At 72.5% G+C, this 13,768-nt stretch carries 17 protein-coding genes; 11 read left to right on the plus strand and 6 right to left on the minus strand.

Annotated elements, in window-relative coordinates:
- Positions 1–12 precede the first annotated feature (12 nt).
- The 4 genes from FYC51_RS19340 to FYC51_RS15060 are packed head-to-tail and all read left to right on the plus strand — an operon-like array spanning position 13 to position 1,529.
- Entirely contained in the window at positions 13–177 is a 165-nt protein-coding gene (locus FYC51_RS19340; RefSeq protein ID WP_187432685.1) for a hypothetical protein, read from the plus strand.
- A gap of 41 nt (positions 178–218) precedes the next feature.
- Positions 219–611, plus strand: a complete 393-nt coding sequence (locus FYC51_RS15050) for a TadE/TadG family type IV pilus assembly protein (RefSeq protein ID WP_238476406.1) — start codon at positions 219–221, stop codon at positions 609–611.
- Positions 612–621: 10 nt separating this feature from the next.
- Positions 622–1,083, plus strand: coding sequence for a hypothetical protein (locus FYC51_RS15055; protein WP_148734611.1), 462 nt, complete (start codon positions 622–624; stop codon positions 1,081–1,083).
- On the plus strand, positions 1,083–1,529 hold the full coding sequence (locus FYC51_RS15060) for a pilus assembly protein TadG-related protein (RefSeq protein ID WP_148734612.1): 447 nt from the start codon (positions 1,083–1,085) through the stop codon (positions 1,527–1,529). The genes FYC51_RS15055 and FYC51_RS15060 overlap by 1 nt, the downstream gene beginning before the upstream one ends.
- A 142-nt stretch (positions 1,530–1,671) precedes the next feature.
- Here FYC51_RS15060 and FYC51_RS15065 read toward each other — a convergent pair whose 3' ends face one another.
- Positions 1,672–2,316, minus strand: coding sequence for a hypothetical protein (locus FYC51_RS15065; protein ID WP_148734613.1), 645 nt, complete (start codon positions 2,314–2,316; stop codon positions 1,672–1,674).
- A gap of 278 nt (positions 2,317–2,594) precedes the next feature.
- Between FYC51_RS15065 and FYC51_RS15070 the strand changes: the two genes are divergently transcribed.
- Both FYC51_RS15070 and FYC51_RS15075 read left to right on the plus strand, forming a co-directional pair.
- A complete protein-coding gene (locus tag FYC51_RS15070; protein ID WP_148734614.1) occupies positions 2,595–2,873 on the plus strand; it encodes a hypothetical protein in 279 nt (92 codons plus the stop codon).
- Positions 2,874–2,913: 40 nt separating this feature from the next.
- A complete protein-coding gene (locus tag FYC51_RS15075; RefSeq protein WP_148734615.1) occupies positions 2,914–3,867 on the plus strand; it encodes a hypothetical protein in 954 nt (317 codons plus the stop codon).
- A gap of 3 nt (positions 3,868–3,870) precedes the next feature.
- On the opposite strand, the gene FYC51_RS15080 is transcribed toward FYC51_RS15075, so the two are convergent.
- Positions 3,871–5,226, minus strand: coding sequence for an MFS transporter (locus FYC51_RS15080; RefSeq protein ID WP_148734616.1), 1,356 nt, complete (start codon positions 5,224–5,226; stop codon positions 3,871–3,873).
- Positions 5,227–5,305: 79 nt separating this feature from the next.
- Positions 5,306–5,824, minus strand: coding sequence for an Hcp family type VI secretion system effector (locus FYC51_RS15085; protein ID WP_148734617.1), 519 nt, complete (start codon positions 5,822–5,824; stop codon positions 5,306–5,308).
- An 87-nt stretch (positions 5,825–5,911) separates the two neighbouring features.
- Here FYC51_RS15085 and prfB point away from each other — a divergent pair, with 87 nt between their 5' ends.
- On the plus strand, positions 5,912–7,018 hold the full coding sequence (gene prfB / locus FYC51_RS15090; RefSeq protein ID WP_148734618.1) for a peptide chain release factor 2: 1,107 nt from the start codon (positions 5,912–5,914) through the stop codon (positions 7,016–7,018).
- A gap of 62 nt (positions 7,019–7,080) precedes the next feature.
- Here the strand turns inward: prfB and FYC51_RS15095 are convergent, their stop codons facing one another.
- The gene (locus FYC51_RS15095) at positions 7,081–7,830 is read right to left on the minus strand and encodes a gamma-glutamyl-gamma-aminobutyrate hydrolase family protein (protein WP_148734619.1); all 750 of its coding nucleotides are present in this window, start codon (positions 7,828–7,830) and stop codon (positions 7,081–7,083) included.
- A 117-nt stretch (positions 7,831–7,947) separates the two neighbouring features.
- Here FYC51_RS15095 and ftsE point away from each other — a divergent pair, with 117 nt between their 5' ends.
- The 4 genes from ftsE (at position 7,948) to FYC51_RS15115 (ending at position 11,603) form a co-directional block, all read left to right on the plus strand.
- The gene (gene ftsE / locus FYC51_RS15100; protein WP_148734620.1) at positions 7,948–9,294 is read left to right on the plus strand and encodes a cell division ATP-binding protein FtsE; all 1,347 of its coding nucleotides are present in this window, start codon (positions 7,948–7,950) and stop codon (positions 9,292–9,294) included.
- Complete coding sequence (gene ftsX / locus FYC51_RS15105; RefSeq protein ID WP_148734621.1) at positions 9,291–10,202, plus strand: permease-like cell division protein FtsX; 912 nt, start codon at positions 9,291–9,293, stop codon at positions 10,200–10,202. The genes ftsE and ftsX overlap by 4 nt, the downstream gene beginning before the upstream one ends.
- Before the next feature lie 89 nt (positions 10,203–10,291).
- A complete protein-coding gene (gene smpB, locus FYC51_RS15110) occupies positions 10,292–10,768 on the plus strand; it encodes an SsrA-binding protein SmpB (RefSeq protein WP_148734622.1) in 477 nt (158 codons plus the stop codon).
- A 94-nt stretch (positions 10,769–10,862) separates the two neighbouring features.
- Entirely contained in the window at positions 10,863–11,603 is a 741-nt protein-coding gene (locus FYC51_RS15115) for a tyrosine-protein phosphatase (RefSeq protein WP_148734623.1), read from the plus strand.
- Between the two features lie 67 nt (positions 11,604–11,670).
- Here FYC51_RS15115 and FYC51_RS15120 read toward each other — a convergent pair whose 3' ends face one another.
- Both FYC51_RS15120 and FYC51_RS15125 read right to left on the minus strand, forming a co-directional pair.
- Complete coding sequence (locus FYC51_RS15120) at positions 11,671–12,333, minus strand: SIMPL domain-containing protein (protein ID WP_148734624.1); 663 nt, start codon at positions 12,331–12,333, stop codon at positions 11,671–11,673.
- Between the two features lie 106 nt (positions 12,334–12,439).
- Complete coding sequence (locus FYC51_RS15125; RefSeq protein WP_148734625.1) at positions 12,440–13,729, minus strand: glycosyltransferase; 1,290 nt, start codon at positions 13,727–13,729, stop codon at positions 12,440–12,442.
- Between the last annotated feature and the right edge of the window lie 39 nt (positions 13,730–13,768).

The following is a 13,768-nucleotide window of genomic DNA, read 5'->3' on the forward strand; positions in this document are numbered from 1 at the left end:
AAAGGACGGTCCATGCGAGAGCTCATCGCGCGGTTGCGCGAGGAACGCGGCGACGTGCCCGGCTGGGTGCTGATCACGTTGATGACCGCGGGATTGGTCATCGTGATCTGGGGCCTTGCCGGCCCCGCGCTGAGCGGCGTGTTCGATCAGGCGATCAGCCGGGTCCTCGGGTTCTGAGGCGCTGGTCTGCGGCTCCGGGAGCGCGCCGTTCGGGCTCGGTGCTCGGGACGCTGGCGCGCGAGGAGCGCGGCTCCGCGGTCGCCGAGTTCACGCTCGTCGGCGTCCTGCTCACGGTGCTCGCGCTCGCGGTCGTGCAGCTCGCGCTCGCGCTGCACGTGCGCAACACGCTGCTCGACGCGGCGGCCGAGGGCGCGAGGTTCGCGGCGCTGGCCGGCTCCTCGGCGAGCGACGGCACGGCGCGGACCCGCGACCTCATCTCGACGGCCATCTCCGCGGAGTACGCGCGCGACATCACCGCGGGAACGACCTCGGTCGGCGGCGTGCCGGCCGTGGAGGTGACCGTGCGCGCGACGTTGCCGGTCGTCGGCCTGCTGGGGGTTGAGCGGGGCCTGGAGGTGTCGGGTCATGCGGCACTCGAGTCGGTCGACTGAGCCGCAGTCGATGCGTCTCATCGCCCGGCGCGTCCTGCGACGCCTCGCAGGCGATCAGGGCTCGGCCTCGCTCGAGTTCCTCACGGTCGGCATGCTCCTGCTCGTGCCGCTCGTCTACCTCGTGCTCGCGGTTGCCGCGGTGCAGGCGGGAGCGCTCGGCGTCGAGGGTGCGGCGCGGCAGGCTGCTCGCGTCGCGGTGACGGCTTCAGACCAGGGGGCCACGGATGCCGCGGTGGAACGTGCGGTCCGCGTCACGCTCGCCGACTACGCGATCGATGCCGACGCGGCATCCGTCACCGTGCGCTGCGATCGCGCGGACTGCGGCGAGCCGGGCGCGCGGGTGAGCGTCACCGTCGTCGCCCGCGTCGAGCTGCCGCTCGTGCCCGACGTGCTCTCGCTCACCGCCGTCGGGAGCGTGCCCGTCGAGGCGAGCGCGACGCAGACCGTCTCCCGCTTCGCGGGTGCGTCGTGATGCGGACGCTCCGAACACGCGCGGCGCGGGACGAGACCGGGTCGACGCTGCTCCTCACGATCGGCTACGGCGCGCTCGGGCTCGCGATCATCCTCGTGGTCGCCTCCGCGACCACGCTCTACCTCGAGCGCAAGCGGCTGTTCACCGTCGCCGACGGCGCGGCGCTCGCTGCGGCCGAGGCGTGGGCGCTCGAATCGGTGCGCGTCGACGGCGGCCGGCTCACGCTCGACCTCGAGGATGCTGAGGTGCAACGCGCAGCGGGCGCGTACCTCTCGGACGCGGCGACCGATCTCGGCGACGTCGTACTCGTGAGCGCCAGCTCGACCGACGGCCGCAGCGCGACCGTGACGCTGCGCTCGGTCTGGCGGGCGCCGATCCACACCGACCTCGTGCCGATCGAGGTGCCGGTCGAGGTGACCGTCACCGCCCGTTCGGTCTTCCACTGAAGGGTTCCTCGGTGACCACGGGTCCTCGGTGACGCTTATTCTCCGAGTGCAGGAAGATCCGCGCGACACGCCGGTGACGAACGCACGACACGCGGGGCGGGGCGGGATTCTTCCTGCAACGCGGGGACGTGCGAACGCCCGCTCAGTACGTCGGCGCGAAGCCCGGCCCGAACCGCTCGAAGAGCTGGGTCTTGCGGCGGATCGCCTCCTCGTCGGTGGGCAGGTCCCAGATGAAGACGTGGTCCGACGGCGAGTACTGCATCGTGCGCGCGGTCGTGATGATCTCGACGACCTCCTGCCGCTGGCCGAACAGGTCGGCGCCGGTCTGGTGCGCCGAGCGGACGATGGTGCCGAGCGAGTGGCCGTCGTCGGTCGAGAGCACATGCCCGATGTGATGCGAGCGGATGCCGCGGGCCTGCAGCCTGCGCAGCGGACGCGGCTCGGTGCCGTGCACGTTCGGCCAGCACACCTTGCAGCTGCGCACGCCCGAGAGACCCCGCGCGGACTCGCGGGTGACGAGTGCGGGCAGCGGGAGCCGGTAGGTGCGGTCGTCGTGCAGGCGCCGACGGTGGCCGGCGCTCCAGCGGGCCCGCAGGTCGAGGTGCGGCTCGAGGGATGCGCACTCGAGGCGGTGGAGCATCCGCTCGCTCGGCGACTCCATGTGGGTCACCGCGAACTCCGCGCCCTCGGCGAACGCCTGGCGCAGCGCGTCGTGCTCCTCGGTGACGATCCGCTCGACCAGTGCGTCGATCGGGTCGACCGCGGCGACGCCGCGGACGGGCGTCATCAGGTCGACGATGCCCGCAGCCTCCTGCGGTCCTGAAGCAGGCTGCCTACGGCCTGCGGGCTCGGATCGGGTCATCCGCGTCCTCCGTCATCGGGCCCCGGGACCGGCCCTCGTTGCGAACATAGCGGAGCGGGATGCCGAGTCACCCCCCATCTGCTCGGGACACGCGGCCCCCAACCGGGGCACACGGCGAGCGGGTCGGGCGCATGCGGTTGACTGGAGGGCATGACCGCCGCCCTCCGCAGCACCGAACATCGGCCCGACGAAGGACTCGCTCGATGAGCGCCGACCGCCAGGGCGGGAGCACCGCGCGGCGACGCGTCCCGCTGTTCGCGATCGTCGGGCTGCTGCTGGGCGTCCTTTCGCTCGCACTGCCGGCGGTACCGGCGCTCGTCGCCGCGGCCGGCGGCATCATCCTCGGCGTGCTCGGCCGGCGGCAGTTCAGGCGCGACCCCGCCAACGGTCCGGGATGGGTGTCGCTCGCCGCGATCATCGTGAGCGGGTTCGTGTTCGTGAGCCAGGCGGTCATCCTCTCGGTCGTGTACTTCTCGGCGTGACCCTTCGCGCCCCGCGCGCCGCCGCGCCATGATGGAGCGCATGGCCACCGATGCGCTGACCGCCGCGGCCGACGAGCTCTACGCCCTCGTGCCCGAGGAGTTCACCGCCGCCCGCAACGCACGCGCCAAGGACGCGAAGGCCGACGACAAGGCGCTCGGCCAGCGCATCGGCGAGTTCCGCAAGCCGTCGCCCGCCGCGTGGATCCTCAACCGGCTCGTGCGCGAGCAGCCCGACGCCGTCGACGAGCTCCTCGACCTCGGCGCCGACCTGCGCGACGCCCAGGCCGCCGGCGACGGCAAGACCCTCACGACCGTGGGCGCCGAGCGCCGGCAGCTCATCGCGGGCCTGCTGCGCCAGGCGACGCACATCGCGGATGCCGCGGACCGCTCGCCGTCGCGGGCGGTGCTCGACGAGGTCGAGCAGACCCTCATCGCCGCCACCGTCGACGAGGCCGCCGGCGAGGCCCTGCGCACCGGACGACTCACCCGCGGCCTGCAGGCGGTGGGCTTCGAGCCCGTCGACCTCGACGGGGCCGTCGCCGGCGAGGCATCCGCTGCTCGACCCCGGAAGCTGCGGGCGGCGAAGCCAAGTGCCGCCACCGGTACCGCGAAGAAGACCGGCGCAGGCACGACGGGCGAGGAGACCGACGAGCAGGCCGAAGCGGATGCCGCGGCCGAGCGCGAGGCGGCCGCCCGCGCCGCCCGCGAGCAGGCCGACGCCGACGTGCAGGACGCGAAGGGTCGCCTCGACGCCGCCGCGAAGGCGCTCGCCGAGGCCGAGGACCTGCTGAAGGCCGCCGAGTGGAACGCCGATGAGCTCCGCGACGAACGCCACGAGCTCGAGACGCGCCTCAAGGCGCTGCGATCCGAGATCGTCGACGCCGAGCGCGACGAGCGCGACGCCGAGCGGGTGCGGAACAAGGCCGAGGTGGCCGTCGACCGGGCGAAGGACGACGTCGACGCCGCCGAGGCGGCGCGCGACAAGCTCGGCTGAGCGTCAGGTGCCGGGGACGGGCGGCTCCGGCGGTCCAGAGTCCTCCGAGCCGCCCGCCCGCCGCGAGCGACGCGGATTCGGCACGTACCGCGGCACGTAGAGCCACAGGATGCCCGCGCCGACGAACCCGAGCACGCCCATCGTCGCGCTCGCGGCCATGATCGAGACGGCCGACGTCACGCCGGCGAGGATGAGCGGCGCGACCGCTTGGCCCGCGTCGCCGATCGTGCGGAACGCGCCGAGGAACGGCGCCGGGTTCGCCTTCGGTGCGAGGTCGGCGCCGAGCGTGAGGATCACGCCGCTCGAGAGGCCGTTCGCGACGCCGAAGAGCAGCGCCACGAACGTGAACCACGCCTCGGCACCGGGCACGTCGTGCGTGAACGCGAGGACGAGGTGGCCCGTGCCGAGGCCGACGAGCCCCGGGATGGCGCTCCAGAGCCGGCCGAACCGGTCCATGACCTGGCCGCTCACGTAGAAGAGGGCGAAGTCGATCGCCGCCGAGACGCCGATCACGAGCGCGGCGGCCTCGGGCGGCATCCCGATCGACACCGCCCACAGCGGCAGGATCACCGTGCGGCTCGCGCGGACGGCCGCGAGCAGGCCGACGCCGCTGCCGATGCGCAGCAGCACCGCGCGGTAGGTCACGATCGCGCGGAACACGCCGTGCGACGCGGCATCCGCCTCGGCCTCGCCGGCCGTGCGCGCGACGTCCGAGCCGTCGCCCGCGCCCGCCGCAGCGGCATCCGCGGATGCCTCGCGCACGAGCCGCGCGGCCCCGAACACCCGCTCGGGGTCGGGCAGCACGATGAGCACGACGACGACCGCGAAGCACGCCGCGACGAGCACCCAGAACACGACCTCCGACGAGCCGGTCCACGCGATGAGCGCGGCGGCGACGAACGGGCCGATGGCCCAGCCGGCGCGGAACACGCCCGCGAGCGTCGACAGCGCCCGCGCCCGTACCGCCTCGGGCACGTAGCTCGTGAGGAAGGCGTGCCGCGCGAGCCCGAACACGGCGGTCGCGAGGCCGAGCAGGAAGATGCCGATGCCGAGGGCGAGCTCGGTGGGGGAGGCGAGGGCGATGAGCACGCCGATGACGGCGAGCAGCGACGCGCCGATCATGGCGTTGCGCTCGCCGATGCGGGCGACGAGCCAGCCGGCCGGCAGGTCGCCCGCGAGCTCGCCGACCATGAGCATGGCCGCGATGAGGCCCGCGAGCGCGAGCGAGGCGCCGCGGTCGGTCGCGACGACCGGGATGACGGGGATGATCGCGCCCTCGCCGATCGAGAACAGCAGCGTCGGCAGGTAGGCCGGGAGGATGATCGAGCGCCAGGAGAACGGGGGCGTCGCGTCGGTCATCGACTTCGACGCTACACCCGGGGCGCGCGGCATCCGTGCCCCCGGTCGCGGCTTCACCGACGCGAGCGCCGGCGCTTCCTCACGGCGTCGTGCCGACCGCGCCGGTCGCGACGTTCCACGAGAACGTCATCGGCTCGGCGAGCGTCCCGTCGGGCCGTTGGCGCCGGTACGCGAACTTCACCGAGCGGAACTCCATTCCGACGGTCTGCTCGACCTCGCCGTCGGCCGAGCCCGTCGTGTGCACCGACGTTACGACGAGGTCCTCCATCGTCACGACGAGCCACGCGTCGCGTCCGCCGTGCCCGCCGCCGCGGGTCACGTGCAGTTCGGCCTTGCGGATGCGCCGGCCCGAGGCCACGAACCCGAGCAGCCTCGTGGAAGCCGCGTCGAAGACGTGCTCCCACACGAGCGCCGACGGATCGGGCCGACCGGCGCCGCCCCCGCTGCCTCCGCCGGGGCCGCCGCCCGGACCGCCTGGACCGACCTGCGCCGTCACGCCCCAGTTCCACGACAGCAGCTCGATCCAGTCCTCGTGCCCGACCGCGGGCGACTCGCCCGGCGCGTCGTCGAAGAACGTGAGGTACGCGTGGCCCGACATCGGTCGCCCCCTTCGGCGCGGCCCCGTCCCCCCGGATGCCGCCGTCGATCCGCAGTGTACGCCGCGCGCGACTAGGCTGGACAGGCCATGTTGGATCTTGACCTCACGCAGGACATCGCCTCCCTGCGCTCCACCTTCCGCGACATCCGTGCCGTCGTCGACGTCGACGCCCTCGAAGCCGAGATCGCCAGCCTCTCCGAGCAGGCCGGCGCCCCCGACCTGTGGGATGACACCGAGAACGCCCAGAAGGTCACCAGCGCCCTGAGCCACCGCCAGTCCGAGCTCGCGCGCGTGAAGAGCATCGACTCCCGCCTCGACGACCTCGAGGTGCTCGTCGAGCTCGCGAACGAGGCCGACGACGAGGAGTCCGCCGCCGAGGCGCGCGCCGAGCTCGCCGCGCTGCAGAAGACCGTCGGCGACCTCGAGGTGCAGACGCTGCTCGACGGCGAGTGGGACGGCCGCCCGGCCGTCGTCACGATCCGCGCCGGCGCCGGTGGCGTCGACGCCGCCGACTTCGCCGAGATGCTCATGCGCATGTACCTGCGCTGGGCCGAGAAGCACGGGTACGACGCCACCGTCATGGACACGAGCTACGCCGAGGAGGCGGGCATCAAGTCCGCGACCTTCGAGATCGACGCGCCCTACGCGTTCGGCACGCTGAGCGTCGAGGCCGGCACCCACCGCCTCGTGCGCATGAGCCCGTTCGGCGCAGCGGGCAAGCGCCAGACGTCGTTCGCCGCCGTCGAGGTCATCCCCCTCATGGAGGAGACCGAGGAGATCGACATCCCCGAGGGCGACATCCGCGTCGACGTGTTCCGCTCGAGCGGCCCAGGCGGCCAGTCGGTCAACACCACCGACTCCGCCGTGCGCATCACGCACCTCCCCACGGGCGTCGTCGTCTCGATGCAGAACGAGAAGTCGCAGATCCAGAACCGCGCCGCCGCCATGCGCGTGCTCCAGTCGCGCCTGCTCCTCATGCAGAAGGAGCAGGAGGCCGCCCAGAAGAAGGAGCTCGCGGGCAACATCACCGCGAGCTGGGGCGACCAGATGCGCTCCTACGTGCTCGCGCCGTACCAGATGGTCAAAGACCTGCGCACCGAGCACGAGGTGAACAACCCCAACGCGGTGTTCGACGGCGACCTCGACGGGTTCATCGCCGCCGGCATCAAGTGGCGCAAGCAGAAGGTGGAGTAGCCGAGTCGACTCGGAGATGGATGCCGCGCGCCCGCGGCATCCGCTGGGCGCGCCGGCCGCGCCTACGACCGCACCGCGAACTTCGCGAGCGCCCGCGTGCGCGCTGCCTGCACGAACGCGCGGATGAGCGCGATGCCCTCGGGGTCGAGCCGTTCCTCGGGGTGCCACTGCACGCCGAGGCAGAACGCGCCGTTGGTCGTCTCGATCGCCTCGACGACGCCGTCGGGCGCGCTCGCCGAGACCACGAGCCCCTCGCCGAGGCGGTCGACGCCCTGGTGGTGGTGCGACGAGATCTCGAAGTCCGCCTCGTGCGTGATGCTCCGCAGCAGTGTGTCGGGCAGGATCGACACGGGATGCGACGTGTGCTCGCCGTAGATGTTCCGGTGCGGGGTGAGGTCGATGCGGTCGCCGAGGTGCTGCTCGAGCGTGCCGCCGAGCGCGACGTTGAGCACCTGCATGCCGCGGCACGCGCCGAGGATCGGGATGTCGCGCTCGCGCGCGAGCTGCGTGAGGGCGATCTCGAGCTCGTCGCGCACGCGCAGGGGCTTATCGTTCGTCGGGTGCGCGACGCTGCCGTAGAGCTCGGCGTCGAGGTCGCGCCCGCCCGGCAGGAAGAGTCCGTCGACGAGGTCGATGAGGCGCTCGGGGTCGTCGACGTGCACGTCGAGGCTCGGGAAGATGATCGGCGCGCCGCCCGCCTCCTGCACCGCGGAGACGTAGGTGTGCGAGATCGCGTCGGTCGGGATGTCGACCCACGAGCCGTAGCTCGCGGCCTTGCGGTCGGCCACGATGCCGATGAGTGGAACCGTCATGCGTTCCTCCAAGGGGTGTGCTCCAGCACCCGCTTCCCACGCTACTCCCGACCCAACCTGAGAAACGGGCGAGTCGCAGGTGCGTTCCGCGCCGCGGCTGCTTAGGCTCGATCCGACATGATCCGATTCGACGCCGTCACCAAGACCTACCCGGGACAGTCGAGGCCCGCCCTGGACGACCTCGGGGTGGAGATCCTCCGTGGTGAGTTCGTATTCCTGGTCGGGGCCTCGGGCTCCGGCAAGTCGAGCTTCCTCCGGCTCATCCTCAAGGAGGAGAAGCCGACCAAGGGCAAGATCCACGTGCTCGGACAGGACCTCGGCTCGATCTCGAGCCGCAAAGTGCCGTACTTCCGTCGCGACCTCGGCGTCGTCTTCCAGGACTTCCGGCTGCTGCCGAACAAGAACGTGTACGAGAACGTCGCGTTCACCCTGCGGGTCATCGGCAAGTCTCGCGGCTTCATCCAGTCGGCCGTGCCCGAGACCCTCAAGCTCGTGGGCCTCGACGGCAAGGGCAAGCGGATGCCGCACGAGCTCTCGGGCGGCGAGCAGCAGCGCGTCGCGATCGCGCGGGCCATCGTCAACAAGCCCCAGATCCTCCTCGCCGACGAGCCGACGGGCAACCTCGACCCGGTGACGAGCGCGGGCATCATGACGCTCCTGGAGCGCATCAACTCCAGCGGCACGACCGTGGTCATGGCCACGCACGAGGCCGGCATCGTCGACCAGATGCAGCGCCGCGTCATCGAGCTGTCGGCCGGCGAGATCGTGCGCGACGAGCGGGGCGCCGGTTACGGCGCGGCCCTTGGCGACGTCGACGCGGCGCTCACGGGCGAGGAGCCCGTCGAGGCGTCGGCCGAGGCCGCCGCCGCACCTGCCGCGCCCGCCGGTCCGGTCCCCGACGAGGAGGCCGTCGCTGCGGTGCTCGCGGGCGGCGCCGCCGCGAAGGGCGGCCGGAAGGCGAAGGCGACGACGCCGCGCTCCAGGGCCGCGAAGGCGACGGGTTCCGTGCCGAAGGCGGCAGCGGCCGCGGCGGCATCCGATGCGGCCGCGGCCGAGCTGGCCACCGACACCGACGGCGAGGCCGCGACGGCCGGCGCGCCTGCGGCCCCGGCGAAGCCCGCGCCCGCGAAGCCCGCCCCGGCGAGGAAGCCCGTGAAGAAGGCCGCGCCCAAGGTCGACCGCAAGGTCATGGAGGAGAAGCAGCCGCTCTACGTCGAGCCCGAGGAGCGCGACGAGGTGACGGATGCCGCGGCGGCGATCACCGCGGCCGCCACCGCGTCCGTCCCCGTCACGCCCGCGGGCGACACCGCAGAGCCCGCGGCCGAGCCCGGCACCGCCGCACCCGCCGCGAAGGCCGGCGGCGTGGCATCCGAGCACCTGACCCTCGCCGAGCGCCTCGGGCTGCGCGCCCCCGGCGGACCGCGCGAGGGTGACGACCAGCAGGAAGTGGGACCGACGAAATGAGGTTCGGGCTCGTGCTCGCCGAGGCCGGGAACGGCCTGCGGCGCAACGCGACGATGGTCGTGTCGGTCGTGCTCGTCACGTTCATCTCCCTCACGTTCGTGGGCACCGCGGCGCTCATGCAGCTGCAGATCGCCCAGATGAAGAACTACTGGTACGACCGGGCGCAGGTGGCGGTGTACCTCTGCACGTCGGTGTCGACCGCCGCGGGATGCACCGACGGCGAGGCGACCGAGGAGCAGAAGGCGGCCGTCGAGGGGCAGCTCGACTCCGACACGCTCAATCCGTTCATCGACGAGTTCTACTTCGAGGACCACCAGCAGGCGTACGAGAACTTCCAGCAGCAGTTCGAGGGCACGCCCGCGGCCGACTACGTGACGCCCGAGGTGCTCAACGAGACGTTCTGGGTGAACCTCGTCGACCCGTCGCAGGCTGCCGTCATCGCCGAGAGCCTCGCGGGCCTCGCGGGCGTCGAGCAGGTCGTCGACCAGCGCCGCTACCTCGACCAGATCTTCGACGTGCTGAACGCGGCGAGCTACACGGCCATCGCGATCGCGGCGATCATGCTCGTCGCGGCGGCGCTGCTCATCGCGACGACCATCCGCCTCTCGGCGTTCTCGCGCCGCCGGGAGCTCGGCATCATGCGGCTGGTCGGCGCCTCGAACCGGTTCATCCAGACGCCGTTCGTGCTCGAGGGCGTGTTCGCGGGGCTGCTCGGATCGCTGCTCGCAGGCGGCGCGGTGATCGCGATCGTGCACTTCTTCGTGCAGGGCTACCTCGCGCAGAGCCTGTCGTTCACGTTCGTCGACCTCACCGACGCGTTCATCGTGGTGCCGATCCTCGTCGCGGTGGGCGTGCTGCTCGCGGCCGTGTCGGCCGGGATCGCGATCACGCGCTACCTGAAGGTGTGAGCGCCGGCGGCGTCGGCCGCGGCATCCGCTAGAGTGAGAGGCTGCCTCGGATGCCCCGGGGCGCTCGAACTCGAACGAAGGAGCACGTCGTGCCCAAGGAACGCGGTCAGAAGGTCGTCGCGACCAACCGCCGGGCGCGCCACGACTACCTCATCGAGGACACGTACGAGGCGGGCATCGTGCTCACCGGCACCGAGGTGAAGTCGCTCCGCGAGGGGCGCGCGTCGCTCGTCGACGGCTACGCGTTCATCGACAACGGCGAGATGTGGCTCGACGCCGTGCACATCCCCGAGTACACCGAGGGCACGTGGAACAACCACGCCCCGAGGCGCAAGCGCAAGCTGCTGCTGCACAAGCAGGAGATCATCAAGATCAGCCACCGCACGAAGGACGGCGGGTACACGCTCATCCCGCTGTCGATCTACTTCAGCGACGGCCGGGCCAAGGTGGAGCTCGCGGTGGCGAAGGGCAAGCGCGAGTACGACAAGCGCCAGGCGCTGCGCGAGCGGCAGGACAAGCGCGAGGCCGACCGGGCCATGGCGAGCCGGCGGAACCTCGGCGAGTAGCCCGCGTCGGCGTCGCGCGGCGACGTCGCGGCCGTGCCGCGTTCCCGGATGCCTCCCAGCCGACGTGTCGGCACGCAGGGGTAGGCTCATCGCGATGGAGACCTCGACCCGTATCCCGGTTCCCGGCACGTACAACTTCCGCGACGTCGGCGGGCTGCCGGCGAAGACCGGCACGGTGCGCGACGGGGTGCTGTTCCGGTCCGACGGGCTGCACCGCCTCGGCGCCGAGGGGCGCGCCGCGTTGCGCGAGCTGGGCATCGGCATCGTCATCGACCTGCGCGACGAGAACGAGGCCGCGGTCATGCCCGACGACCTCGACGGACTCGACGTCGAGGTGCTGCGACTGCCGGTCTTCGAGGGCTCGGGCGCCTCGCAGGGCCGGGGCGGCATCTCGCTCGACGCGCTCTACGACCGCATCGTGACCCAGCACGCGCCCATCGTCGTCGGCGCGCTGCGCGAGATCTCGAGCGCGGGGGACCGCTCGGTCGTCGTGCACTGCACCGCCGGCAAGGACCGCACGGGCATCGTCGTCGCACTCACGCTGCTCGCGGTGGGCGTCGACCGCGACGCCGTCGTCGAGGACTACGCGCGCACCGAGGGCAACCTCGCCGGCGAGTGGCTGGAGGACATGGTGACCATGATCGGCCGCTACGGAGTGCCCGACACCCCCGAGCTGCGCGTGCTCATGGGCGGCAGCCCGCGCGAGGCGCTCGAGGGCGTGATCGACACGGTCGAGCGCGCCCACGGCTCGACGCGCGAGTACCTGCTCGCGTCGGGGCTCACGCTGCACGAGCTGGCGGCGCTCGAGGCCCTGCTCATCGACGGCGGGCGCTGAGGGGCTCGAGGGCTGGGTTTCGAGACGCGTCGGGCTTCGCCCGGCGCTCCTCGACCCGCGTGGCGGCTCAGGCAGGGTCGGCGGTGAAGCGGGCGTCGACGGCGGCCTCGATCACGAGCTCTTGCGGCGCGAACTCGGTGGGCGCGGCGCTGCCGACGTCGGCGACGGCGCGCATCATCATGGCCTTCGGCATGGGCGGGCCGGGCTGCACGGCGAGCAGGCCCTGGTCGGCCAGCTCGACGGGAGTGGGCGTGCCGAGCCCGAGCGCCGACGCGTAGACCCGGGCTTTCGTCACGGCGTCGGCCACGGCCGCGCGCTGGGCGGCCTCCTGCACGCGACGACGCGTGGCCTCGGTGAGGCGCCAGTCGATGCCGCCGATCGTGATCTCGTCGGAGCCGGCCGCCTCGCCGACCCACTCGCCGATGCGGGAGAGGTCGCTGAAGACGACCTCGACGTCGGCACTCGCCTGGTGGACGACGGGCAGCTGCCGACCCTCGTTGTTCCATGGCCGGTACGACCACACGCGCAGCTGGCCGGCCGACCAGGTGTCGAGCGCGCCGGATGCCTCGAGCTCGCGGACCTGGGCGAGGAGGCGCTCGTGCGCGGCGCTCGTGCGGCCGTAGACGTGCTCGCGCGCGGCGCCCGAGCCGCCGACCGAGAGCGTGACGGCGCCCAGCTCGGGGGCGATGCGCTCCTCGGCGCGTCCGGTGACGGCGATCGTGGTCGGCATGTGGTCCCCTCTCGACGGCGAGCGGCGGGCGACGTGACGCGTCCGCGGCCGCACGCGGGGCGGCCGACCTCAGCATACGTGCCGGGGCCGACCGCGCCGCCGAGCCTCAGGCGGGCTGGCGTGCCGGGAGCACGCCGGCCGCGTCGAAGAGCCGGTCGAACACGGCCATCCGGTCGAACTGCAGCGCGTATGCGCGAGCCCGCTCGGCTCGCGCGACGCGCTCCTCGACGGGCAGCGCGAGCGCCTGGTCGATCGCGGCCGCGATCGCGTCGGGATCGTCGACGGGCACGATGAAGGCGTGGTCGCCGACGGCCTCGCCGATCCCGCCCGTCTCGGTCGTGATCACCGCACCACCGCCCGCGAGCATCTGCTCGGCGAGGGCGATGCCGAACGTCTCGACGAATTCCGGTCGCGGCTTGCTCGGCAGCACGTAGGCGGCGCATCCGGCCATGAGGAAGGGCTTCTCGGCGTCGTCGACGTCATCGAGGAAGACGATGCGATCGGCGACCGGCGAGGCGGCCGCGAGCCGCCGGAACCACGCGGCATCCGGCCCCCGGCCGGCGATCACGAGCTTGAGCCGGGCGTTCGCGGGCGTGCGCTCGAAGGCGGCGATCAGGTCGTCGACGCCCTTCGCCCTGGTGAGGCGCGAGAGGAAGAAGACGTAGCCGTCGCGCTCGAGTCCGCGTGCCGCGAGCACGCCGTCGACGAGCGCGGGGTCGAGGTCGAGGTACTGCGACGTGTCGATCGCCGGGTACGAGATGCGGATGCGCTCGCGGCACTGGTCGGCGAACCGCGTGCCGTGGAACGCGTCGATCTCGGATGCCGCGGCGACGATGAGGTCGCGGGTGTACTCCGAGACGGCGACGCAGTGGTCCTGTGCGAGGTAGCTCGAGAGGATGTGCGCGGCGGCCCCGAACCGGCCCTCCTCCACGCACGAGCGGACGACGTTCGTGACATCCGACCCCACCGCCTCGGCGATGGTCGTGACGTTCACGGGCAGGCCCGTGCTCCACGCCGCACGCACGGCGTCGGTGACGGCGACCGTGTGCGGGCTGAGGTAGAGCGAGAGGCACACGGTCGGCACGCCGTCGGTGAAGAGCTCGACGAGGCGGCCGGTGATGCCCGCGAGCCAGCGGCCGTCGGGCACCTTGTAGTCGCCGACCGGTTCGGGGCGCTCGACGATGATGCCCTCGCTGTAGGGGAGCATGCGATCGAGCGGCTTCAGCGGCAGGCCGGTCGCCTCGAGGCGGTCGATCGGCCAGGTCACGATGCGCACCTCGTCGAAGCCGCGCTCGAGGGCCGCCTCGGCGAGGTTGCGTCCCTCGACGGAGTGGCCGCAGATCACGGGGTCGGCGCGGTTGACGATGACGAGTCGGGAGCGGGGCTTGGCGGTCATGGGGCTCGTCCTTCCTGGTGGTGGGCGATGGTCTGCGGG

Source organism: Agromyces mariniharenae, from assembly GCF_008122505.1.
GTDB classification, from domain to species: Bacteria; Actinomycetota; Actinomycetes; order Actinomycetales; family Microbacteriaceae; genus Agromyces; species Agromyces mariniharenae.